Consider the following 21,150-nt stretch of genomic DNA (forward strand, 5'->3'; position numbering starts at 1 on the left):
TCGCCGCAGGCGCCCCCGCCCGCCCCCACTCCGCCGCTGCACCGCTACGCCCGGCCCCCGGAAATCTCCGCATACCGCTGCACCCACGCATGCATCGCGATCGCCGCCGCAGCTCCCGCGTTGATCGACCGTGTGGACCCGAACTGCGCGATCGAACACACCATCGAGGCGTGCTCGCGGGCCTCCTCGGTCAGCCCGGGCCCCTCCTGACCGAAGAGCAGCACACACCGCCGCGGCAGCTCGGTCCGCTCCAGCGGCACCGCGCCCGGCAGATTGTCGATGCCGATGATCGGCAGCCCTTCGGCCGCCGCCCAGGCCGTCAGCTCCGCGGTGTCCGAGTGGTGACGGACGTGCTGGTAGCGGTCGGTGACCATCGCTCCGCGGCGATTCCAGCGCCGCCGCCCCACGATGTGCACCTCCTTGGCGAGGAAGGCGTTCGCGGTGCGTACGACGGAGCCGATGTTGAAGTCGTGGCCCCAGTTCTCCACCGCCACATGAAAGTCGTGCCGTCGCAGATCGAGATCGGCGACGATCGCTTCCCGGGCCCAGTAGCGGTACTCATCGCCCACGTTGCGCCGGTCGCCGTGGGCGAGCAGCTCGGGGTCGTACCGCCCGCCCTCCGGCCAGGGCAGCGGGTGCGGCCCGACGCCGATCTCCGTACCGAATCCCTCGTCGTACTGCGCCGGCTCGCCCGTCGCCGACGCCGCGGGCGGGTCCGCCGCCACGCCCGCACCATCGGTGCTGCTGCCTGTAGTGCCTGTCTCGCTGCTCACCCGACGAGCGTATGGCCCTCGTCGTCACGGCGCTGCGGTGGCTCCCGGTCCTCAGCACCGGCACCGGCACCGGCAACCCTGCCCGCACCGGCCTCCGCACCCGCACCATCCGCGCCGGCAGCAGCCGCATCCGCAGCCGCGCCATCCCGCGGCCCCGGCACCTTGCCCCGCCTGAGCAGCAGATCCCGCCCGAGCACCGTCCTGCCTCCGAGCCACACCAGGAAGACGGTCGGCAGGAAGACGGCGTCCGCGGCGATCATGGCCATCGAGAAGAAGGGAAGTCCCAGCAGCAGGGCGATGCCCGCGTGCTCGCAGATCATCACGACGAGCAGCACGTTCTTGACGCGCCGGTTGAACAGGGTGAACGGGAAGGCGACCTGCACGATGACCGTGGCGTACGTCAGCACCATCACCATCAGCCCGCTCGACGCGAGAAGGGCCGAGAGGCCGGGCCAGGGCGTGAAGTAGTCGAGGTTGAGCGGGTAGTACAGCGCGGTGCCGTCCTGCCAGCGTGAACCCTGGATCTTGTACCAGCCCGCGGTGGCGTAGATCAGACAGACCTCGGCCATGATCACGACGAGCGTGGCGTTGTGAGCGAGGTTGGCTATGACGTCGAGCAGGGTGCGCGGCTCGCTGTCCGGTGCGTACCGGTTCACGGCCCACCAGACACCATGGCCGATCCACAGGACCCAGAAGAAGACCGGCAGCCAGGTGGTGCCGCCCAGGCTGTCCGTCACCGTGGCCCCGAAGAGGACCGCGCCGAGGGCCACCCACAGCAGCGGACCGACGACAGCGCCCGCGCGGGATTCTCCATCGGCCGAACGCCGTGCACGGCGGGCGTCCAGGGACCAGACCTGCCCGCACCGGGTCAGCACCAGGTAGATCGCCATGAGGTGGATGACGTTGTCGCCGCCGTCCCCCATGAAGATGCTGCGGTTCTGCAGGGACAGCACACCGGCCATGAAGAGGACGGACATGGCCCGGGTGTGCCAGCCCACCATCAGCAGCGCGGCGGCGACCAGCGCGAGCGCGTACACGATCTCGAACCAGATGGTGCTGTCCGACCACATCAGCGTGGTGAAGGCCTGGTTGCCGGAGATGAGCTGCTGCGCCATGTCCCAGCGCCACGGGGCGTCGGGGCCGTACATCTCGTGCCGGTGCGGAATCTCGCGCAGCAGGAACAGGAGGTACGTGGCGGCGAAGCCGATCCGGACGACTGCGCTCTGGTACGGGCCCAGGGAGGCGGCCGTGACGCGCTGGATGCCGCGGGCGAGCGTGCGGTCGGAGCCAGGTGTGCTCACTGGTCGGCCTCCTCGGAGGTGGCCGAGCCCTCGGGCAGGTCGGCGGCGGTGATCGTCCACCAGGGCAGCACCCGGTAGGACGGTTTGGTGCTGATCTTCTCGCCGCTCCACTCGGGGGCCGCCACGGACCGGGTCTCGGACCGGACCTGGATCCTCAGGACGTCGCCACCGTAGTCGTGCTCACTGAGGCGCAGCATCACGATGCGCCGGACGTACTGCTCGGAGAGTTCGCCGCGCAGTCCGTTGGCACGGTTCTGGGTGTCGTGCGAGCCGAGGTAGAAGTCCCAGCCCCGGCGGAGTTCGTTCTGCTGGACGTGGCTGGGCAGCAGATTGCCGCGTATCGCCTTGCCGTCCTCGCCGGAGAGACTCATCCAGGGGGTGGTCCGTCGCTTGTCCGGACCGGATATCTCGGCGCGGACGTGCACGGCGATGTTCTGCTGCAGGGGATTGGGCGCGAAGAGCTTCCAGTTCTGCTCGAACTCGGGGTAGATCCATCGGTCGACCGCCTCGCCGTGCTGCTTGGTCAGCGTGTTGGAGGGGGCGACGTGCAGGAACACCATGGCCAGCTGGACGCAGGCGATCAGGCCGATCACCGACAGCGCCACAGCGGCGACGACCTGGTACGGGTACGAGAGCCCGGCCATACCGACGCGCGGCCCAGGACCGGTACCGGGCCCAGGACCGGTAAAGGGCTCAGGAGTTGTACGGGGAGCCGGATCCGTGCCGGGGGCCACATCGGCACCGGCACGGGCGCCGGCGACGGCGACTGCACTGGCACCGGAATCGCCCCCGGGATCGGAATCCGAATGGCCGCGGGGCTCGGGGACCGTCCTGGTAGGGGGGACTGCCTCGCTCCTGGCCCCCTCGCCGACGTTCTCGACCCCCGCACTGACGCTCTCACCGACGCCACCGCCGACGCCCTCGTCGTCGTACGAATCCATCCCGCCCCGATCCCCGTCGATCCCGGTCAGTTATCCACAGGGTTGACACCCTACGGGCCGCAGACTCACCATTGAAGACATTGAACCGAACGATCGGTCGGTAGGGAGTCCGGGATGGCGGCAGTGACTGCGAGCCAGACAGCGCAGGCGACAGCAGGCAGGACCGATGGGGCGGACGGGGCCCTGGAGGCGGCCTTCGACGCGGCGGTGGCGGCCGACGAGCGCATCGAGCCACGCGACTGGATGCCCGACGCCTACCGCGCCTCGCTGGTCAGGCAAATGGCGCAGCACGCGCACTCCGAGATCATCGGCATGCAGCCGGAGGCCAACTGGATCACCCGCGCCCCCTCGCTGCGCCGCAAGGCCATCCTGATGGCCAAGGTGCAGGACGAGGCGGGCCACGGGCTGTATCTGTACAGCGCGGCGGAGACCCTCGGTACGAGCCGCGAGGAACTGCTCGACAAGCTGCACGCGGGCCGCCAGCGGTATTCATCGATCTTCAACTACCCGACCCTGACCTGGGCGGACGTCGGCGCCATCGGCTGGCTCGTGGACGGCGCCGCGATCACCAATCAGGTCCCGCTCTGCCGCTGCTCCTACGGTCCCTACGCCCGGGCCATGGTCCGCATCTGCAAGGAGGAGTCCTTCCACCAGCGCCAGGGCTACGAACTGCTGCTCGCGCTCAGCCGGGGGACACCGGCGCAGCACGAGATGGCCCAGGACGCCGTGGACCGGTGGTGGTGGCCGTCCCTGATGATGTTCGGCCCCCCGGACGACGCCTCGTCGCATTCGGCCCAGTCGATGACCTGGAAGATCAAGCGGCATTCCAACGACGAGCTGCGGCAGCGCTTCGTGGACATCTGCGTGCCGCAGGCCGAGGTCCTCGGCCTCACCCTCCCCGACCCGGACCTCCGGTGGAACGAGGAGCGCGGTCAGCACGATTTCGGGGCGATCGACTGGACGGAGTTCCAGGAGGTCCTGAAGGGCAACGGGCCGTGCAACGAAGAACGGCTCAGCCGGCGCCGCCGGGCGCACGAGGAAGGCGCCTGGGTCAGGGACGCAGCCGCCGCATACGCGCGGAAGCACGCCGCCGAGCACACCGATGACCGCACCGACGCACCGAACACGGCCGCAGCGAACACGGCTGTACCGAACGGGGAGGCGACAGCATGAGCAGCTCGACCGACTGGCCGCTGTGGGAGGTGTTCGTGCGCTCCCGCCGCGGGCTCTCCCACACCCACGCCGGCAGTCTGCACGCCCCGGACGCCGAGATGGCCCTGCGCAACGCACGCGACCTGTACACGCGCCGTTCCGAGGGTGTCTCCCTCTGGGTGGTGCCGTCCAGCCAGATCACGGCGTCCTCACCGGACGAGAAGGACACGTTCTTCGAACCGGCGGGTGACAAGCCCTACCGGCACCCGACGTTCTACGCGATCCCGGACGGGGTGAAGCACCTGTGACCGCCGCCCTCGCCCTCGGCGACGACGCGCTGGTGCTGTCGCACCGGCTGGGGGAGTGGGCGGGCCACGCCCCCGTGCTGGAGGAGGAGGTGGCCCTCGCCAACATCGCCCTGGACCTGCTGGGCCAGGCGCGGATCCTGCTCTCCCTGGCAGGCGACGAGGACGAGCTGGCGTATCTGCGCGAGGAGCGCGCCTTCCGCAACGTCCAGCTGGTCGAGCAGCCCAACGGGGACTTCGCCCACACCATCGCCCGTCAGCTGTACTTCTCGGTCCACCAGCACGGCCTCTACGAACAGCTGGCGGCGGGGGACGGCGAATTCGCCGGTCTGGCGGCCAAGGCCGTCAAGGAGGTCGCCTACCACCGGGACCACGCCGAGCAGTGGACCCTGCGCCTCGGTGACGGCACGCCCGACAGCCACGAGCGCATGCAGCGAGGGGTGGATGCCCTGTGGCGCTACACCGGCGAGCTGTTCCAGCCCGTCGAAGGCGTGGACGTGGACTGGCAGGCCCTGCACAGCCGCTGGCTGGACTCCATCACCACCGTGCTGGAACGGGCCACGCTGACCGTCCCCACAGGTCCGCAGACCGGTGCCTGGACCGCCGGGGTCGGACGGCAGGGCATCCACACGGAGCCCTTCGGCCGGATGATCGCCGAGATGCAGCACCTGCACCGCAGCCATCCGGGGGCGTCATGGTGACCTGGACGCCGTTGGAGGAGGAGCTGCGGAGCCTCGCGGGAGCCGTCCCCGATCCGGAGCTGCCCGTCCTGACCTTGGAGGAGCTGGGCGTTCTCCGGGGCGTCGAGGTGCTCGCACCGGGCCGCGTCAGGGTGCGGCTCACGCCGACGTACACCGGCTGCCCGGCGATAGGTGCCATGTCCGCGGACATCGAGCGGGTTCTTTACGACCACGGCATGACCGAGGTCTCCGTGGTCACCGTCCTCGCCCCGGCCTGGTCCACGGACGACATCAGTGCGGAAGGACGGCGCAAGCTCGCCGAGTTCGGCATAGCGCCCCCGCGGCCGCACGACGCCGCGGGGCCCTCGGCCGGACCCTCCGCGGGGCCCGTGCCCCTCGCCCTGTCCGTGCGCTGTCCGCACTGCGGCTCGACCGACACGGAGCTTCTGAGCCGCTTCTCGTCGACCGCCTGCAAGGCACTGCGCCGCTGTGTGTCGTGCCGCGAACCGTTCGACCACTTCAAGGAGTTGTAGATGTTCCATCCGCTGCGGGTCAGCGCGATCGAGCGGCTCACGGACGATGCGGTGGCCGTCACCTTCGCCGTGCCGCCGCAGCTCCGGGAAGTCTTCCGCCACACACCCGGCCAGCATCTCAATGTCCGCTACACCGTGGGCGGCGAAGAGATCCGGCGCTCGTACTCGATCTGCGCACCGGCCACCGAGCAGCCGGCCGACCCCGCGCTCCGGGTGGGCATCCGGCTCGTCGACGGCGGCGCGTTCTCCACGTACGCGCTCAAGGAACTGGCGGTCGGCGACCAGGTGGAGGCGATGCCGCCGATGGGCCGCTTCGTGCTCGCACCGCGCGCCGGGCAGTTCGCGGCGATCGTCGGCGGGAGCGGCATCACCCCGGTGCTGTCCATCGCGGCGACCCTGCTGGCCCGGGAGGCGAACGCCTCGTTCTGCCTGATCCGCAGCGACCGGACCGCCGCCTCGACCATGTTCCTGGACGAGGTCGCCGACCTCAAGGACCGGTACCCGGACCGGTTCCAGCTGGTCACGGCGCTCTCCCGGGAGGAACAGCAGGCGGGCCTCCCCTCCGGCCGGCTCGATCGCGAAAGGCTCACCGGACTGCTGCCCGCGCTCCTCCCGGTGGCCGAGATCCAGGGCTGGTACCTGTGCGGTCCGCTCGGCCTGGTCCGGGCCGCCGAGGGGGCGCTGAACGGTCTGGGTGTCGACCGCGCCCGTATCCACCAGGAGATCTTCCACGTCGCGGACAGCCCGGACGCATCCGCCCGGCCCCGGGTCGAGGCCTCGTCGCACAGCACGCTCACGGCCACCCTGGACGGCCGTTCGGGCGAATGGCCGGTGCAGGAGGGCGAGTCCCTGCTGGAGACGGTGCTGCGGAGCCGTGCCGACGCGCCGTACGCCTGCAAGGGCGGAGTGTGCGGCACCTGCCGCGCCTTCCTGGTCTCGGGCGAGGTGCGAATGGACCGCAACTTCGCGCTGGAGCCTGAGGAGACGGACGCCGGGTATGTGCTGGCCTGCCAGTCCCATCCGGTGACCGGGGAGGTGGAGCTCGACTTCGACCGCTGATCCGTGGCGGCGGCTCCCTGGCGCCGGCGCCCCGTACTCCGCCCGGACTGTTCCCTTCTTGTAGAACCTGTTCTATCTTGACGCTCCGTCAGGTCCGGGTACGGGCGCAGCGGTTCGCGGGAGGCCAGGACAGTGGACTTCACCTTCACCGAGGAACAGCAGGCAGCCACCGAGGCGGCTCGGGCGGTCTTCTCGGGCGTCGCGCCCGATGCGGTGCCCAGCCCCGCGCTCGTTCCGGGAGCGGTGGCCGAGGACATCGACCGGCCGCTGTGGGCCGGGCTGGCCACCGGCGATCTGCTGAGCCTCACGCTGGAGCCGGAGCACGGCGGGGCCGGCCTCGATCTGGTCGCGCTGTGCCTGGTGCTGCGCGAGTCCGCGAAGGTTCTGGCCCGGGTTCCGCTGCTGGAGACGTGCGCGGTCGCGATGGCGCTCCAGCGTTACGGTGACCGGGGCCTTGCGGCCGAACTGCTGCCACGCATCGGCCGGGGGGACCTCCTCCTCACGGTCGGCGCCAACGGCCGCACCGGCCACGATCCTGCCGAACTCGCCGTCACCGCACGGCCGGACGGCGCGAGCGACAGCGACAGCGACAGCGACAGCGACAGCGACAGCGACAGCGACAGGAACGGCGCCGGGACCCGCTGGGTACTCGACGGCGTGCAGTCGGGGGTGCCGTGGGCACAGGCGGCGGACTGGATCGCGGTACCCGCCCACACCGGGGACGGCCGCGCGGTACTGGCCTTGGTCCGCCGCGACGACGACGGTGTCACCATCGCCGATCAGGTCTCCACCAACGGCGAGCTCTTCGGCGAGGTAGGACTGAGCGCGGTCCGGATCGAGGCACGCCGGCTGATCGACGCCGCCGATGCCTGGGAATGGCTGCGCTCCGTACTCACCACCGGAACGTGCGCGCTCGCGCTGGGCCTCGGCGAGGCGGTCCTGGCCATGACGAGCCAGTACACCGGCAAGCGTGAACAGTTCGGCTTCCCCGTCGCGACCTTCCAGGCAGTGGCCGTGCAGGCCGCGGACCGCTACATCGACCTGCGCGCCATGGAGGTGACCCTGTGGCAGGCGGCCTGGAGGATCGCCGTCGGAGGGAGGGGCGACCTGCCACCGGCAGGCGATGTCGCTGTGGCGAAGATCTGGGCATCCGACGGGGTCCGCCGGGTCGTGCAGACGGCGCAGCACCTGCACGGCGGCTTCGGCGCGGACACCGACTACCCGCTGCACCGCTTCCATGCCTGGGCCAAGCAGATCGAGCTCTCCCTCGGCCCGGCAGCGGCCCACGAGGAGGCTCTGGGCGACCTGCTGGCCGCTCACCGCCTCGACTGACACCACCCGAGGCCCCACCGGACAGCCGCGACGCGCCGAGGCCGCGCCCAGGCCCGGCCTCCCGCGCCCGGCAAGTCGGGCGACGAGGTCAGACCACGAAGGCGGGGGCGCCGTTGTCGGTGACCATCGGCCGTCCCGCGCCGTCCCACGCCAGCATGCCGCCGTCGATGTTCACGGCGTCGATGCCCTGCTGCACCAGGTACTGGGTGACCTGGGCGGACCGGCCACCGACCCGGCACATCACGTGCACGCGCCGGCCGTCCTCCACCGCCTCGGTCAGCTCACCGAACCGGCCCACGAAGTCGCTCATCGGAATGTGCAGGGCGCCGTCGACGTGCCCGCCCGCCCATTCTTCGTCCTCCCGGACGTCCAGCACGAAGCCGTCCGCCGGCACCGCCGTGACGTCGACCGCGGGAAGCGGGGCGAAATTCATGGGTCATGCCTTCTCTCGTGAACGCGTGCCGAAATCATCGGAAGCCGCCCCGGAAACCGTCACCGGAGAGGCTTGCCGGAAACGCTACTGCACCAGGCCCGCCAGCTCGGTCTCACGCTGCGAGACCTCGCCCAGCAACTGCTCGGCGATCTCTTCCAGCAGGTGATCCGGATCGTCCGGAGCCATCCGCAGCATCGCGCCGATCGCGCTCTCCTCCAGCTCCTTGGCGAGGACCGTCAGCAGCTCCTTGCGCTGGGTCAGCCAGTTCAGCCGGGCGTAGAGCTCATCGGCCTCGCCGAGCTCTGCCTCGGGCACGACCGGGCCGGCCGCCCACTCCTGGGCCAGTTCCTTGAGCAGTGCCTCGTCCCCGCGCCCGTAGGCGGCGTTGACGCGCGTGATGAACTCGTCCCTGCGGGCCCGCTCGGTCTCGTCCTGGGCCAGGTCCGGATGGGCCTTGCGCGCGAGTTCGCGGTACAGCTTGCGTGCCTCGTCGGTCGGCCGGACCCGCTTCGGGGGCCTGACCGGCTGCTCGGTCAGCATGGCCGCGGCCTCCGGCGACAGACCGTCGGAGTCGATCCAGTCGTGGAACAGCTCGTCAACCCCGGGCATGGGCATGACCATCGCCCGTGCGTCCTGCGCCTTGCGCAGATCCTCCGGATCGCCTGTCCTCGCCGCCCGCGCCTCCGCGATCTGCGCGTCGAGCTCGTCGAGCCGGGCGTACATCGGGCCCAGACGCTGGTGATGCAACCGGGAGAAGTTCTCGACCTCGACGCGGAACGTCTCCACCGCGATCTCGAACTCGATCAGTGCCTGCTCGGCCACCCGCACCGCATGCGCCAGCCGCGCCTCGGGGCGCGCCTGCCCAGCGGTCGCGCCGCCCGCGGTCGTATCCGTACCGGCATCCGCACCGCCGCCACCGCCGTCAGCGGGCGCACCGGCATCGCTCTCCGCGGCGGGGCCTGAGCCCGCGGCGGGACCTGAGCCCGCGGCGGGGCCGTCCGCTCGCTCCCCGGCCTGGGAGCCGGGCTGCTCGTCCTGCAGGGCGTCGTCCTGCCGGGCATCGTCGTTCCGGGTGGTCGGCACCCCGGCGGCTTCGTGGGTCACCCGTCCAGCGTATGGCCACGGCCGGGGTGCCGAGGACGCACGGTCCGCTTCAGCGGGGCGTCACACCCCCGGCTCGGCGGCCACCCGTCCCGCTCCGATGGCCCGCACCAGATCCGCGTGGTCCGCCTCGGTACGGTCCGCGTACGTCACCGCGAACGCCGCCACCGCCTCGTCCAGCTCCTCGTTCTTCCCGCAGTACCCCGCGATCAGCCGTGGATCGGCGCTGTGCGCATGGGCCCGCGCCAGCAGCGCACCGGTCATCCGGCCGTAGTCGTCGACCTGGCCGGCCGCCAGTGCCGCCGGGTCGACGCTGCCCTTACGGTTCCTGAACTGCCGCACCTGGAAGGGCCGGCCCTCCACGGTCGCCCAGCCGAGGAGGATGTCGCTGACGACCTGCATCCGCTTCTGCCCGAGCACCACGCGTCGTCCCTCGTGCGCCACCTCCGGCACGTCGAAGCCCACGGCGGGCAGATGGGGCGCCAGGACCGAGGGCCGGGCCTCCTTCACCTGCAGGACGAGCGGCTCACCACGGTGATCCAGCAGCAGCACCACGTACGACCGGGTGCCCACGCTCCCCGTGCCGACCACCCGGAACGCCACATCGTGGATCGCGTACCGGACCAGCAACGGCACCCGGTCCTCCGAGACGGTGCCCAGGTAGTCACCGAGCCCCGCCGCCACCGCCGCGGCCTCCGCGTCCGGCACCCGGCGCAGCACCGGCGGCGCGTCGACGAACCGGCGCCCGCCGTCCCCGCAGTCCTCCGTGGACTTCGCGGCGAAGCGCGCACTGGTGTTGTTGCGCGCCTTCTCCGAGACCCGCTCCAGGGTGCCCAGCAGATCCCGCGCGTCCGTGTGGGAGACCAGTTCCTCGTCGGCGATGGCGTTCCACGCGTCGAGCGCGGGCAGCCGGGCCAGCAGCCGCATCGTCCGCCGGTAGGCACCCACCGTGTCGTACGCACCCCGCCGGCAGGTGTCCTCGTCCGCACCGGCCTCCCGGCCCGCGAGCACCAGCGAGGTGGCGAGACGCTTGAGGTCCCACTCCCAGGGGCCCACCACGGTCTCGTCGAAGTCGTTCAGGTCGATGACGAGGCTGCCCCGGGCGTCGCCGTACAGCCCGAAGTTCGCCGCGTGGGCGTCGCCGCAGAGCTGGGCGGCGACACCGGTGACGGGCGTCCCCACCAGGTCATGGGCCATCAGGCCCGCCGAACCCCGCAAAAACGCGAAGGGAGTGGCCGCCATCCGTCCCACGCGTATCGGTGTGAGGCCGGGCACCCGGCCCAGATTCGACTCCTCGACCGCCCGCACCGCGTCCGGCCGCCCCTCGGGCAGTACCAGAGAGGCGTGCGAGGAGCGGGGCACACGCCGGCGCAGCGCCTTTCCGGCCCCTCTCGGGGACAGCGGTGCGTTCCGGTCCTCCGGATCCGCCCGCCGGGCGAACCCGGGCACGACCGGAATGCGTGAACCGTCCTCCGCGGCCCGCTGTACCGGCACGGTCGCTTCGGTCTCGCTCATGGCGCACAGCCTCCCCCGACCGCACCCGGAGCCGCCGTCGGCGTCCGGTGTACCGGTCCCCTGTCAACTGGCGAAGACGGTACCGCCGTCCGCCGGTCACCCGCCCGGACGGTCGGGCGCCCGGACCGGCCGGAAGGCCGGAGGATCGGTCTAACAGCCGCCGAGGTCGTCCTTCAGATGGGTCTCGGCCCAGCTGCCCAGTTCCTTGAGCGCGGGTTCCATCGCGGCGCCGGCCTGCGTCAGGCGGTACGACACCCGCAGCGGCGGCCCTTCGTCGACCTCTCGGACCACCAGCCCCGCCGCCCCCAGTTCGGTCAGCCGGTCCGAGAGCATGCGCTCACTGATGCCGGGAATGGCCCGCCGCAGGTCGGCGAAGTGCACCGGCTGCTGCATCAGTACGGAGACGATCGGCCCGGTCCAGCGCTTACCGAACAGCTCGAAGACGCGGCTGATGCCCACGTCCACCCGCCTGCACGCCTGCTCGCTGTGATCCGCCATCCGTCCAGGGTACTGCCCGGACGTGAGGAGCTTACTATTTGTAAGCCACTATGTTATTACTAGGTACGAACGAAATATCGGACCGCTTGTCGGCCCACCCCTCACGAACCACCACCCACAGACCCACCCCTCACCGAACCATGGAGACCCTCATGGCCACCCTCCTGCACCTCGATTCCGCCCTCTTCCCCCAGGGCTCCGCGTCGCGCGAGGTCACGGCCGCCTTCGTGCAGACCTGGCGCGAGCAGCACCCCGACGGGCAGGTCGTCTACCGCGACCTCGCCGCCGAGCCCCTGCCGCACCTGGACGCCGAGGCCGCCGCAGCCGGCGCCGCACACCCGCTGCGCGGCGAACTCGCCGCGGAACTCGCCGCCGCGGACGCGGTCCTGATCGGCGCCCCGATGTACAACTTCTCGATTCCGTCGACGCTCAAGGCCTGGCTCGACCACGCGATCATCGCGGGCCACAACACCGGCCCCGACAGCCCGGTGGCCGGCACCCCGATCACCGTCGTCGCCAGCCGTGGCGGCTCGTACGCCGCGGGCACCCCGCGCGAGAGCGCCGAGTTTGTGCAGAACTACCTGGCGACGCTGCTGACGTCCATGTTCGCCGCCGAGGTCGACTTCATCGTCCCGGAGCTCACCCTGGCCCACAGCAAGCCGGAGATGGCCGAGCTCATCCCGCTCGCGGAGTCCTCCCGCGCCAAGGCGTTCACCGACGCCGCGGAGAAGGCCAAGGCCCTGGCGTCGCGCCTCGCCGCCTGAAGGCCCGGAGTACGGCAGACGTGAGGGGCCGGGGCCCGCGGGCCCCGGCCCCTCACGCGCGGCAGTCCCGAACCGGGCACCCCCACCCGAGGGATCTAATCGGGCGTTTCACGTGAAACCAAACACCCGGGAGAGCGCCCCCGGCGGGCATCCGGGGCCAGAACCGAAGAAGCCCCACAAGCCAATGGCTTGTGGGGCTTCTCTCTTGTGCGCGAGGGGGGATTTGAACCCCCACGTCCCTAAGGACACTGGCACCTGAAGCCAGCGCGTCTGCCGTTCCGCCACTCGCGCATGAGTGGTGTTTCCAGACTCTCGCTTGTGCTGCGAGCGCCTGGCGACAAACGGAAGATTAGCACGCTGGACAGGGTGGATTCACATCCGTTTGTTTCGCCGAACGTCCGGAGGGAACCGGGAACCCGGAGCCGCCGCCCCCCACTCCTCCTGAGTGCACCCAAGGTGCGGGACACTGTCTGGAGGCCGCCTTTACGATCCGTGTGAGGGGGGACACTCCTCCACAGGGCAGACAAGGGGAACCAGCCGATTTCCCGACGCGTGGATACGATCAGTAAGCAGTACAGGGATGACGACGACGGAGGAGGTGCCCCATGGGAGTCATGAAGCGTTTCGAGCAGCGTCTCGAAGGTCTGGTCAACGGCACCTTCGCCAAGGTCTTCAAATCCGAGGTCCAGCCGGTGGAGATCGCCGGCGCCCTCCAGCGCGAGTGCGACAACAACGCCACCATCTGGAACCGTGAGCGGACCGTCGTCCCCAACGACTTCATCGTCGAACTCAGCGCTCCGGACTACGAGCGGCTCAGCCCGTACTCCGGCCAGCTGGGCGACGAGCTCTCCGGACTGGTCAGGGACTACGCCAAGCAGCAGCGGTACACCTTCATGGGGCCCATCAAGGTCCACCTGGAGAAGGCGGACGACCTCGACACCGGCCTGTACCGGGTGCGCAGCCGCACCTTGGCGTCGAGTTCGTCACAGCAGGACCAGCCGGGCCACCAGCCGTTCCAGAACCAGCCGGGCCAGCAGGCCGCGCCGCCCGCCCATCCCGGGCACGGACGCCCCCAGGCTCCGGGCGGCTACGGCTACCCTCCCACCTCCGCCCCGCCCATGCCCGCGGCCCCGCCGCCGGCCTCCAGGCACGGCGGATCCCCCGGACCCGACCGACGTCCGCCGGCCACCCCCAGCCCCCTGCCGAACGCGCAGGTGCGACGCTGGATCGAGATCAACGGCACCCGCCACCAGATCTCCCGGCCGACGCTCGTGATGGGACGCAGCACCGACGCCGACGTGCGGATCGACGATCCCGGCGTCTCCCGGCGGCACTGTGAGATCAGGACCGGAACGCCCTCGACGATCCAGGATCTCGGGTCTACCAACGGCATCGTGGTAGACGGGCAGCACACAACCCGCGCTACGCTCCGCGACGGCTCGCGGATCGTCGTGGGCAACACCACCATCGTTTACCGGCAAGCCGAAGGGTGAAGCGGGGGCAATGTCAGAGCTGACCCTGACGGTCATGCGGCTAGGTTTCCTGGCTGTTCTGTGGCTGTTCGTGATCGTGGCCGTCCAGGTCATTCGAAGTGACCTGTTCGGAACGCGCGTCACGCAGCGCGGCTCACGCCGCAATGCTGCCGACGCACGGCCTCCACAGGCACGCCAGACCGCTGCGGCGCCGCCGCAGCAACGCCAGCAGCCCGGCCGCCAGCGCCGGGGGGCACCGACAAAGCTGGTCGTGTCCGAGGGGACGCTCACCGGCACCACGGTGGCGCTCCAGGGCCAGACCATCACGTTGGGCCGCGCCCATGACTCAACGATCGTGCTGGACGACGACTACGCGTCCAGCAGGCATGCCAGGATCTACCCCGACCGTGACGGCCAGTGGATCGTCGAGGATCTCGGGTCCACCAACGGCACGTATCTGGACCGGACCCGTCTCACCACCCCGACGCCTGTTCCGCTGGGCGCGCCGATCCGGATCGGCAAGACCGTCATCGAGCTGCGGAAGTAGTACGACAATGAGCGAGCGGAGCGAGCGAGCCGCAGCGGCCCGGGCATCGGACCCGGCCAGGCTCCCGACCGGAGGGTGGGCAGTGTGGCTCGAGACCGGCTGTACCCCGAACCGACGGGCGAGGTGCGCATGAGTCTTTCCCTGCGCTTCGCCGCCGGATCGCACAAGGGCATGATCCGGGAGGGCAACGAGGACTCCGGCTATGCCGGACCACGCCTGCTCGCCATCGCCGACGGCATGGGCGGCCAGGCAGCCGGTGAGGTCGCCAGCTCCGAGGTGATCTCCACGCTCGTCCAGCTCGACGACGACGTGCCCGGCTCCGACATCCTCACCTCGCTCGGTACGGCGGTCCAGCGGGCCAACGACCAGCTGCGCATGATGGTCGAGGAGGACCCCCAGCTGGAGGGCATGGGCACCACGCTCACCGCGCTCCTGTGGACGGGGCAGCGGCTCGGCCTCGTCCACGTCGGCGACTCGCGCGCCTATCTGCTGCGGGACGGCGTCCTGACGCAGATCACGCAGGACCACACGTGGGTCCAGCGGCTGGTCGACGAGGGCCGGATCACCGAGGAGGAGGCCACCACCCACCCGCAGCGCTCCCTGCTGATGCGCGCGCTGGGCAGTGGCGACCACGTCGAACCCGATCTCTCCATCCGTGAGGTCCGGGCCGGCGACCGCTATCTGATCTGCTCCGACGGGCTCTCCGGCGTCGTCTCCCACCAGACGATGGAAGAGACGCTCGCCAGCTACCAGGGCCCCCAGGAGACCATCCAGGACCTCATCCAGCTCGCCCTGCGCGGCGGCGGTCCGGACAACATCACCTGCATCGTCGCCGACGTCCTCGACGTCGACAGCAACGACACCCTGGCCGGCCGGCTCAACGACACCCCGGTCATCGTCGGAGCCGTCGCGGAGAACCAGGCCGCCCAGCTGAACGACGGCGGCGCCATGGAGACCCCCGCCGGACGCGCGGCCGGCCTCGGCCGCACCGTCCCGCCGCCCTCGGGCGGCTTCGGACCTCCCGGCAGCGGTGACGACGTCGGCTACGACGGACCGCCGGACAGCGGCGCCTTCGGGTCCTACTCCGACGACGACTTCGCGAAGCCCGGCGGGCGCAAGTGGCTCAAGCGGTCCCTCTACATCGTGCTCGCCCTCGCCGTCATCGGCGGCGGCGCGTACGGCGGCTACCGCTGGACCCAGACCCAGTACTTCGTCGGCGCGAAGAGCGACAACGTCGCGCTGTACCGGGGCATCAGCCAGGACCTCGCGTGGGTCTCGCTCTCGAAGGTCGAGAAGGACCACCCCGAGATCGAACTCAAGTACCTTCCGCCCTACCAGCGCAAGCGGGTCGAGGCGACCATCGCCGAGGGCAGCCTGGCCGACGCCCGCGAGAAGATCACCGAGCTCGCCGCCCAGGCCACCGCCTGCAAGAAGGACGCACAGCGCCGCGCAGCCGCGAAGAACGCGCCCAGCGACGAGGGCCAGGCCGGCGGTACGGACACGGACGCCACCAAGACGTCCACGCCGTCCGGCACCACCACGACCAAGCAGACTTCAACGACTCCCACTCCGGGTCCCAGCCTCTCGGAGGAAGAGAAGAAGCTGGTCCCGCAGTGCGGTAAGCAGTAAAGCCGTAGGGGGCCTTCAGCACCATGAGCGTTGTCACCAACACGACCACGATCGGCGCGATCGACGCGCCGAGCCGGCGCAACACCGAACTGATGATGATGGTCTTCGCCATCGGCATCTCGGTGTTCGCCTACGCCAACGTGGGCCTCGCCATCGACGGCTCGCTGCCCTCCGGCATGTTCGGATACAGCCTCGGCCTGATCCTGCTCGGCGGCGTGGCCCACCTCGTGGTGCGCAAGTTCGCCCCGTACGCGGACCCGCTGCTGCTGCCCCTGGCCACGCTGCTCAACGGGCTGGGCCTCGTGCTGATCTGGCGGCTGGACCAGTCGCAACGACTGATCCAGCGGGCCGAGAACGCGTACGGGGCGTACACCCCGGACGCCCCCAAGCAGCTGATGTACTCGGCGATCGGCGTAGCGCTGATGGTCGGAGTGCTGGTGGTCCTCAAGGACCACCGCATCCTGCAGCGGTACACCTACATCTCGATGGTCGCGGCGCTGATCCTGCTGATCATGCCGATGTTCTTCCCCGCGGTGAACGGCGCGAAGATCTGGGTCAGCCTGGGCCCCTTCTCCATCCAGCCCGGTGAGTTCGCGAAGATCATCATCGCGATCTTCTTCTCCGGCTACCTCATGGTGAAGCGTGACGCCCTGGCACTGGCCAGCCGTCGCTTCATGGGCATGTACCTCCCCCGCGGACGAGACCTCGGCCCGATCCTCGTCATCTGGGCGCTGTCGATCCTGATCCTCGTCTTCGAGACCGACCTCGGTACGTCCCTGCTGTTCTTCGGCCTCTTCGTGATCATGCTGTACGTCGCTACGGAGCGGACCAGCTGGATCGTCTTCGGCCTGCTGATGTCGGCGGCCGGAGCGGTGGGTGTCTCCACCTTCGAGTCGCATGTGCAGCAGCGTGTGAACGCCTGGATGGACCCGTTCGCCTGCTATGCCAAGGACGGCGCGTGTGAACAGATCGGCAACGCCATCATGTCCTTCGGGTCCGGCGGCACCCTGGGCACCGGCTGGGGCCAGGGCCACTCCGACCTGATCGGCTTCGCCGCCAACGCCGACTTCATCCTCTCCACCGTCGGTGAGGAGCTCGGGCTGGCCGGAATGATGGCCGTCCTGCTGATCTACGGCCTCATCGTCGAGCGCGGCGTCCGTACGGCCCTCGCCGCGCGCGACCCCTTCGGCAAGCTCCTCGCGATCGGCCTCTCCGGTGCCTTCGCGATCCAGGTCTTCGTGGTCGCCGGCGGTGTCATGGGCCTCATCCCGCTGACCGGTATGACGATGCCCTTCCTCGCCGCCGGTGGTTCGTCCGTGATCGCCAACTGGGCGCTGATCGGGATCCTGATCCGGATCAGCGACACCGCCCGCCGCCCCGCACCGGCCCCCGCGCCTACTTCCGACGCCGAGATGACCCAGGTGGTCCGACCGTGAACAAGCCCCTGCGCCGGATCGCGATCTTCTGCGGCGTCCTCATCTTCGCCCTGCTCGCACGGACCAACTACCTCCAGTACGTGAAGGCCGACGAGCTCAACACCCGCGACGAGAACCGCCGGGTCCGCATCGAGCGTTACGCCCACGAGCGCGGCAACATCATCGTCGACGGCGGCACCGCCATCACCGGGTCCGCCGAGACCAAGGACAGCGACTTCAAGTACAAGCGGGTCTGGAAGGACGGCCCCATGTGGGCCCCCGTCACCGGTTACTCCTCGCAGGCATTCGGCGCCACGCAGCTCGAGAGCATCGAGGACGGCATCCTCACCGGCAACGATGACCAGCTCTTCTTCGACAACACGATGTCGATGTTCACCGGTGACGAGAAGCAGGGCGGCAACGTCGTCACGACGCTCAACAGCGCCGCCCAGAAGGCCGCCTTCGAGGGACTGGGCGACAAGAAGGGCGCCGTCGCCGCCCTCGACCCGCAGACCGGCGCCATCCTGGCGCTCGCCAGCACCCCCTCGTACGACCCCTCGACCTTCGCGGGCAACTCCTCCAAGGACTCCAAGGCCTGGCAGCAGCTCCAGAAGGACAAGGACAAGCCGATGCTCAACCGGGCATTGCGCGAGACCTACCCGCCCGGATCGACCTTCAAGGTCGTCACCGCCGCCGCCGCCCTGGAGAACGGGCTCTACACGGACATCGACGCGGACACGAAGTCGCCGCTGCCCTGGCGGCTTCCGCTGACCACCGGACAGCCCCTGCCCAACGAAGGCAACATCCCGTGCGAGAACGCCTCGCTCCGGGAAGCGCTGCGGATGTCCTGCAACACCGTCTTCGGCAAGATCAGCGATGACCTCGGCAACCAGAAGATGATCGACGAGGCCGACAAGTTCGGCTTCAACAAGGAGATCTTCACTCCGACCCGCGCCGCGGCGAGCGTCTACCCCAAGGACAACCGTCCGCAGAACGCCATGGCGGGCATCGGCCAGGCCTCCAACCGTGCCACCCCGCTCCAGATGGCCATGGTGGCCTCGGCGGTCGCCAACGACGGCAAGCTGATGCAGCCGTACATGGTCGCCAAACGGCAGTCGCCCAGCCTGGACGACATCTACACCCACGAACCGGAGCAGCTCAGCCAGCCCCTCTCCGGCGAGAACGCCCAGAAGCTCCAGCAGATGATGGAAACCGTCGTCGACAAGGGCACGGGCACGAGCGCCAAGATCAGCGGCGTCACCGTCGGCGGCAAGACGGGTACCGCTCAGCACGGTCTCAAGAACAGCGAGAACCCGTACGCCTGGTTCATCTCGTACGCGAAGACCGACGACGGCTCACCCGTGGCCGTCGCCGTGGTCGTCGAGGACAGCAACGCCAACCGTGACGACATCTCCGGTGGCGGGCTGGCCGCGCCCATCGCGAAGGACGTCATGAAGGCCGTCATCGACAGCAAGAAGTGATACCGCTCACACCGGGCCGCAAATCCGCCGCTGTGGATACCGGTCGGATATCAGGTATCGCCCGCGGGCCGATCAGCTAGTGCGCGGCCGGTAGCGTATGCGCGAACAGCACACCGCCGGACCGCACACCGGTGCGGTCAGGACTGACGGAGAGGGCTGGAACAGTTATGGAAGAGCCGCGTCGCCTCGGCGGCCGGTACGAGCTGGGCTCGGTGCTCGGCCGTGGTGGCATGGCCGAGGTCTACCTCGCTCACGACACCCGGCTCGGCCGCACCGTAGCTGTGAAGACGCTCCGGGCGGACCTCGCCCGCGACCCGTCCTTCCAGGCCCGGTTCCGCCGTGAGGCCCAGTCCGCCGCCTCGCTCAACCATCCGGCGATCGTCGCGGTCTACGACACCGGCGAGGACTACGTCGACGGGGTCTCGATCCCGTACATCGTCATGGAGTACGTCGACGGGTCGACGCTCAGGGAACTCCTGCACTCCGGTCGCAGACTGCTGCCCGAGCGCACCCTCGAGATGACCGTCGGGATCCTCCAGGCGCTGGAGTACTCGCACCGCGCCCAGATCGTCCACCGCGACATCAAGCCGGCGAACGTCATGCTGACGCGCACCGGCCAGGTCAAGGTCATGGACTTCGGCATCGCCCGCGCCATGGGCGACTCCGGCATGACGATGACCCAGACCGCGGCCGTCATCGGCACCGCCCAGTACCTCTCCCCGGAGCAGGCCAAGGGCGAGCAGGTCGACGCGCGCTCCGACCTGTACTCCACCGGCTGCCTGCTCTACGAGCTGCTGGCCGTCAGACCGCCGTTCGTCGGGGACTCACCCGTCGCGGTGGCCTACCAGCACGTACGGGAAGAGCCGCAGCCGCCGAGCAACTTCGACCCCGAGATCACGCCCGAGATGGACGCGATCGTGCTGAAGGCCCTCACCAAGGACCCCGACTACCGCTACCAGTCGGCCGACGAGATGCGCGCCGACATCGAGGCCTGCCTCGACGGTCAGCCGGTCGCGGCGACCGCGGCGATGGGCGCGGCCGGTTACGGCGGCTACGGCGGTTACGACAACGACCAGCCCACCACCGCTCTGCGCCCCGCGGACCAGTACGGCGCCCAGACGTCGATGCTGCCGCCGGTCAACCCGGACGACGGCGGCTACGGCTACGACGACCGTCCCGACCGCCGCCGGCAGAAGAAGGGCAACACCTCGACGATCCTGCTGGTCATCGCGGGCATCCTGGTGCTGATCGGCGCGGTCCTCATCGGCAAGTCCGTCTTCGGCGGCGACGGCGACAGCGGCGACGGCACCTTCAAGGCTCCCTACATGGTCGGTTCGACAATCAAGGAAGCGAAACTGCTCGCGGACAACACCAACACCGTCCTCAAGCAGGGCCCGAAGGAAGAGTGCGAGGAACAGCCCGCGGGCAAGATCTGCCGGCAGACCCCGACGAAGGACCAGATGGTCGCGGAAGGCGACACCATCACGGTCTTCGTCTCCAGCGGGGCGCCGAAGGTCGAGGTGCCGGACGTCACGGAGAAGTCCGAGGACAGCGCCCGCAAGCTCCTTGAGGAGAAGGGCTTCACGGTCACGGTCAACTCGGTCGAGTCCGGCGACGCCGATCCGGGCACCGTCCTGGACCAGACGCCGAAGGGCAACGAGAAGGCCGAGAAGAACTCCGAGGTGAAGCTCTCGGTCGCCACGGAGAAGCTGATCTCGGTGCCGCCTGTGACCGGCCGTTCATACGACAACGCGGTCGCTCAGCTCACCGGAAACGGCTTCACGAACATCGGCAAGTCCGAGGTCGACAGCGACAAGCCCGCGGGCGAGGTCGTCGAACAGAACCCGGCAGCCGAAGAGAAGGTGGGCAAGGACACCTCGATCGTCCTCAAGGTGTCCAAGGGCCCGACGCAGCCCCCGACGGTCGCCGTCCCCGAGGTCAGGGGCGGAAAGGTGTCCGACGCCCAGCAGAAGCTGGCCGATCAGGGCTTCACGCAGATCCAGTTCGCGGAGGGCAGCTCGCAGGACGGCAACGCCCTGGTCTCCAACATGGACCCGCAGCCCGGCACCCAGGCCGACCCGGCCACCACCGTGATCACGCTCACCACCATCGGCGGAAACGGGAACGGCCTCCTCGGCGGGAACCGCGGCCACTAGCGCGCACGGCACAAGCACAGGGCCCCGGTCACCTCAGCGGTGACCGGGGCCCTGTGCTTGTCG

At 69.8% G+C, this 21,150-nt stretch carries 20 protein-coding genes and 1 tRNA gene; 13 read left to right on the forward strand and 8 right to left on the reverse strand.

Annotation, left to right across the window (positions count from 1 at the left end; genetic code table 11):
- Positions 1-44: 44 nt before the first annotated feature.
- Genes ACFYPA_RS15300 through ACFYPA_RS15310 form a run of 3 tightly spaced genes read right to left on the reverse strand, consistent with a single transcriptional unit; the run spans position 45 to position 3,015 of the window.
- Entirely contained in the window at positions 45-773 is a 729-nt protein-coding gene (locus tag ACFYPA_RS15300) for a TrmH family RNA methyltransferase (RefSeq protein WP_389132092.1), read from the reverse strand.
- Positions 770-2,074 (reverse strand): HTTM domain-containing protein, encoded by a 1,305-nt coding sequence (locus tag ACFYPA_RS15305; protein ID WP_389132095.1) that lies wholly within the window; start codon positions 2,072-2,074, stop codon positions 770-772. The genes ACFYPA_RS15300 and ACFYPA_RS15305 overlap by 4 nt, the downstream gene beginning before the upstream one ends.
- Positions 2,071-3,015, reverse strand: a complete 945-nt coding sequence (locus ACFYPA_RS15310; RefSeq protein ID WP_389132098.1) for a DUF5819 family protein — start codon at positions 3,013-3,015, stop codon at positions 2,071-2,073. Before ACFYPA_RS15310 ends, ACFYPA_RS15305 begins: the two co-directional genes overlap by 4 nt.
- Positions 3,016-3,129: 114 nt before the next feature.
- On the opposite strand from ACFYPA_RS15310, the gene paaA reads away from it, so the two are divergent.
- The 6 genes from paaA to ACFYPA_RS15340 all read left to right on the forward strand — a co-directional run bounded on the left by paaA (position 3,130) and on the right by ACFYPA_RS15340 (position 8,076).
- Positions 3,130-4,188, forward strand: coding sequence for a 1,2-phenylacetyl-CoA epoxidase subunit PaaA (paaA, locus tag ACFYPA_RS15315; protein WP_359312851.1), 1,059 nt, complete (start codon positions 3,130-3,132; stop codon positions 4,186-4,188).
- Positions 4,185-4,475: a 1,2-phenylacetyl-CoA epoxidase subunit PaaB gene (paaB, locus tag ACFYPA_RS15320; RefSeq protein WP_219572877.1), complete on the forward strand. Its 291-nt coding sequence runs from the start codon at positions 4,185-4,187 to the stop codon at positions 4,473-4,475. The genes paaA and paaB overlap by 4 nt, the downstream gene beginning before the upstream one ends.
- Entirely contained in the window at positions 4,472-5,173 is a 702-nt protein-coding gene (paaC, locus tag ACFYPA_RS15325) for a 1,2-phenylacetyl-CoA epoxidase subunit PaaC (RefSeq protein WP_359312854.1), read from the forward strand. Before paaB ends, paaC begins: the two co-directional genes overlap by 4 nt.
- Positions 5,167-5,685, forward strand: coding sequence for a 1,2-phenylacetyl-CoA epoxidase subunit PaaD (gene paaD / locus ACFYPA_RS15330; RefSeq protein WP_359348701.1), 519 nt, complete (start codon positions 5,167-5,169; stop codon positions 5,683-5,685). Before paaC ends, paaD begins: the two co-directional genes overlap by 7 nt.
- Positions 5,686-6,744 (forward strand): 2Fe-2S iron-sulfur cluster-binding protein, encoded by a 1,059-nt coding sequence (locus tag ACFYPA_RS15335; protein WP_359312858.1) that lies wholly within the window; start codon positions 5,686-5,688, stop codon positions 6,742-6,744. It abuts the gene before it with no gap.
- A gap of 132 nt (positions 6,745-6,876) precedes the next feature.
- Complete coding sequence (locus tag ACFYPA_RS15340; RefSeq protein ID WP_389132102.1) at positions 6,877-8,076, forward strand: acyl-CoA dehydrogenase family protein; 1,200 nt, start codon at positions 6,877-6,879, stop codon at positions 8,074-8,076.
- A gap of 88 nt (positions 8,077-8,164) precedes the next feature.
- On the opposite strand, the gene ACFYPA_RS15345 is transcribed toward ACFYPA_RS15340, so the two are convergent.
- From ACFYPA_RS15345 to ACFYPA_RS15360, 4 genes are all read right to left on the reverse strand, one after another.
- Complete coding sequence (locus ACFYPA_RS15345; RefSeq protein ID WP_359082548.1) at positions 8,165-8,509, reverse strand: rhodanese-like domain-containing protein; 345 nt, start codon at positions 8,507-8,509, stop codon at positions 8,165-8,167.
- 84 nt (positions 8,510-8,593) lie between these two features.
- Positions 8,594-9,613 (reverse strand): J domain-containing protein, encoded by a 1,020-nt coding sequence (locus ACFYPA_RS15350; RefSeq protein ID WP_359348694.1) that lies wholly within the window; start codon positions 9,611-9,613, stop codon positions 8,594-8,596.
- 60 nt (positions 9,614-9,673) lie between these two features.
- On the reverse strand, positions 9,674-11,125 hold the full coding sequence (locus tag ACFYPA_RS15355) for a DUF2252 domain-containing protein (protein WP_389132106.1): 1,452 nt from the start codon (positions 11,123-11,125) through the stop codon (positions 9,674-9,676).
- Positions 11,126-11,275: 150 nt separating this feature from the next.
- Positions 11,276-11,623, reverse strand: a complete 348-nt coding sequence (locus tag ACFYPA_RS15360) for a helix-turn-helix domain-containing protein (protein ID WP_326660046.1) — start codon at positions 11,621-11,623, stop codon at positions 11,276-11,278.
- A gap of 152 nt (positions 11,624-11,775) precedes the next feature.
- Here ACFYPA_RS15360 and ACFYPA_RS15365 point away from each other — a divergent pair, with 152 nt between their 5' ends.
- Positions 11,776-12,387, forward strand: coding sequence for an NAD(P)H-dependent oxidoreductase (locus tag ACFYPA_RS15365; RefSeq protein ID WP_359312870.1), 612 nt, complete (start codon positions 11,776-11,778; stop codon positions 12,385-12,387).
- A gap of 208 nt (positions 12,388-12,595) precedes the next feature.
- Here ACFYPA_RS15365 and ACFYPA_RS15370 read toward each other — a convergent pair.
- Positions 12,596-12,678 (reverse strand) — tRNA-Leu (locus ACFYPA_RS15370).
- A gap of 314 nt (positions 12,679-12,992) precedes the next feature.
- On the opposite strand from ACFYPA_RS15370, the gene ACFYPA_RS15375 reads away from it, so the two are divergent.
- The 6 genes from ACFYPA_RS15375 to pknB all read left to right on the forward strand — a co-directional run bounded on the left by ACFYPA_RS15375 (position 12,993) and on the right by pknB (position 21,087).
- Complete coding sequence (locus tag ACFYPA_RS15375) at positions 12,993-13,880, forward strand: DUF3662 and FHA domain-containing protein (protein WP_359082552.1); 888 nt, start codon at positions 12,993-12,995, stop codon at positions 13,878-13,880.
- Between the two features lie 10 nt (positions 13,881-13,890).
- On the forward strand, positions 13,891-14,406 hold the full coding sequence (locus ACFYPA_RS15380) for an FHA domain-containing protein (RefSeq protein WP_359082553.1): 516 nt from the start codon (positions 13,891-13,893) through the stop codon (positions 14,404-14,406).
- Positions 14,407-14,535: 129 nt separating this feature from the next.
- Entirely contained in the window at positions 14,536-16,035 is a 1,500-nt protein-coding gene (locus ACFYPA_RS15385) for a Stp1/IreP family PP2C-type Ser/Thr phosphatase (protein WP_359312873.1), read from the forward strand.
- 23 nt (positions 16,036-16,058) lie between these two features.
- Positions 16,059-17,471 (forward strand): FtsW/RodA/SpoVE family cell cycle protein, encoded by a 1,413-nt coding sequence (locus tag ACFYPA_RS15390; RefSeq protein WP_359082555.1) that lies wholly within the window; start codon positions 16,059-16,061, stop codon positions 17,469-17,471.
- Positions 17,468-18,931: a penicillin-binding transpeptidase domain-containing protein gene (locus ACFYPA_RS15395; RefSeq protein WP_359312876.1), complete on the forward strand. Its 1,464-nt coding sequence runs from the start codon at positions 17,468-17,470 to the stop codon at positions 18,929-18,931. Before ACFYPA_RS15390 ends, ACFYPA_RS15395 begins: the two co-directional genes overlap by 4 nt.
- A 167-nt stretch (positions 18,932-19,098) precedes the next feature.
- Complete coding sequence (gene pknB / locus ACFYPA_RS15400) at positions 19,099-21,087, forward strand: Stk1 family PASTA domain-containing Ser/Thr kinase (protein WP_359082557.1); 1,989 nt, start codon at positions 19,099-19,101, stop codon at positions 21,085-21,087.
- The last annotated feature ends 63 nt before the right edge of the window (positions 21,088-21,150 follow it).

The organism is Streptomyces sp. NPDC005775 (assembly GCF_042871565.1).
Taxonomy (GTDB): domain Bacteria; phylum Actinomycetota; class Actinomycetes; order Streptomycetales; family Streptomycetaceae; genus Streptomyces.

Bases quoted from the DNA above. Each gene is read 5' to 3' on its own strand.
- ACFYPA_RS15310 (WP_389132098.1), bottom strand. From the start codon at position 3,015: ATGGATTCGTACGACGACGAGGGCGTCGGCGGTGGCGTCGGTGAGAGC.
- paaA (WP_359312851.1), top strand. From the start codon at position 3,130: ATGGCGGCAGTGACTGCGAGCCAGACAGCGCAGGCGACAGCAGGCAGG.
- paaB (WP_219572877.1), top strand. From the start codon at position 4,185: ATGAGCAGCTCGACCGACTGGCCGCTGTGGGAGGTGTTCGTGCGCTCC.
- paaD (WP_359348701.1), top strand. From the start codon at position 5,167: ATGGTGACCTGGACGCCGTTGGAGGAGGAGCTGCGGAGCCTCGCGGGA.
- ACFYPA_RS15335 (WP_359312858.1), top strand. From the start codon at position 5,686: ATGTTCCATCCGCTGCGGGTCAGCGCGATCGAGCGGCTCACGGACGAT.
- ACFYPA_RS15345 (WP_359082548.1), bottom strand. From the start codon at position 8,509: ATGAATTTCGCCCCGCTTCCCGCGGTCGACGTCACGGCGGTGCCGGCG.
- ACFYPA_RS15355 (WP_389132106.1), bottom strand. From the start codon at position 11,125: ATGAGCGAGACCGAAGCGACCGTGCCGGTACAGCGGGCCGCGGAGGAC.
- ACFYPA_RS15360 (WP_326660046.1), bottom strand. From the start codon at position 11,623: ATGGCGGATCACAGCGAGCAGGCGTGCAGGCGGGTGGACGTGGGCATC.
- ACFYPA_RS15365 (WP_359312870.1), top strand. From the start codon at position 11,776: ATGGCCACCCTCCTGCACCTCGATTCCGCCCTCTTCCCCCAGGGCTCC.
- ACFYPA_RS15375 (WP_359082552.1), top strand. From the start codon at position 12,993: ATGGGAGTCATGAAGCGTTTCGAGCAGCGTCTCGAAGGTCTGGTCAAC.
- ACFYPA_RS15380 (WP_359082553.1), top strand. From the start codon at position 13,891: ATGTCAGAGCTGACCCTGACGGTCATGCGGCTAGGTTTCCTGGCTGTT.
- ACFYPA_RS15385 (WP_359312873.1), top strand. From the start codon at position 14,536: ATGAGTCTTTCCCTGCGCTTCGCCGCCGGATCGCACAAGGGCATGATC.
- ACFYPA_RS15390 (WP_359082555.1), top strand. From the start codon at position 16,059: ATGAGCGTTGTCACCAACACGACCACGATCGGCGCGATCGACGCGCCG.
- pknB (WP_359082557.1), top strand. From the start codon at position 19,099: ATGGAAGAGCCGCGTCGCCTCGGCGGCCGGTACGAGCTGGGCTCGGTG.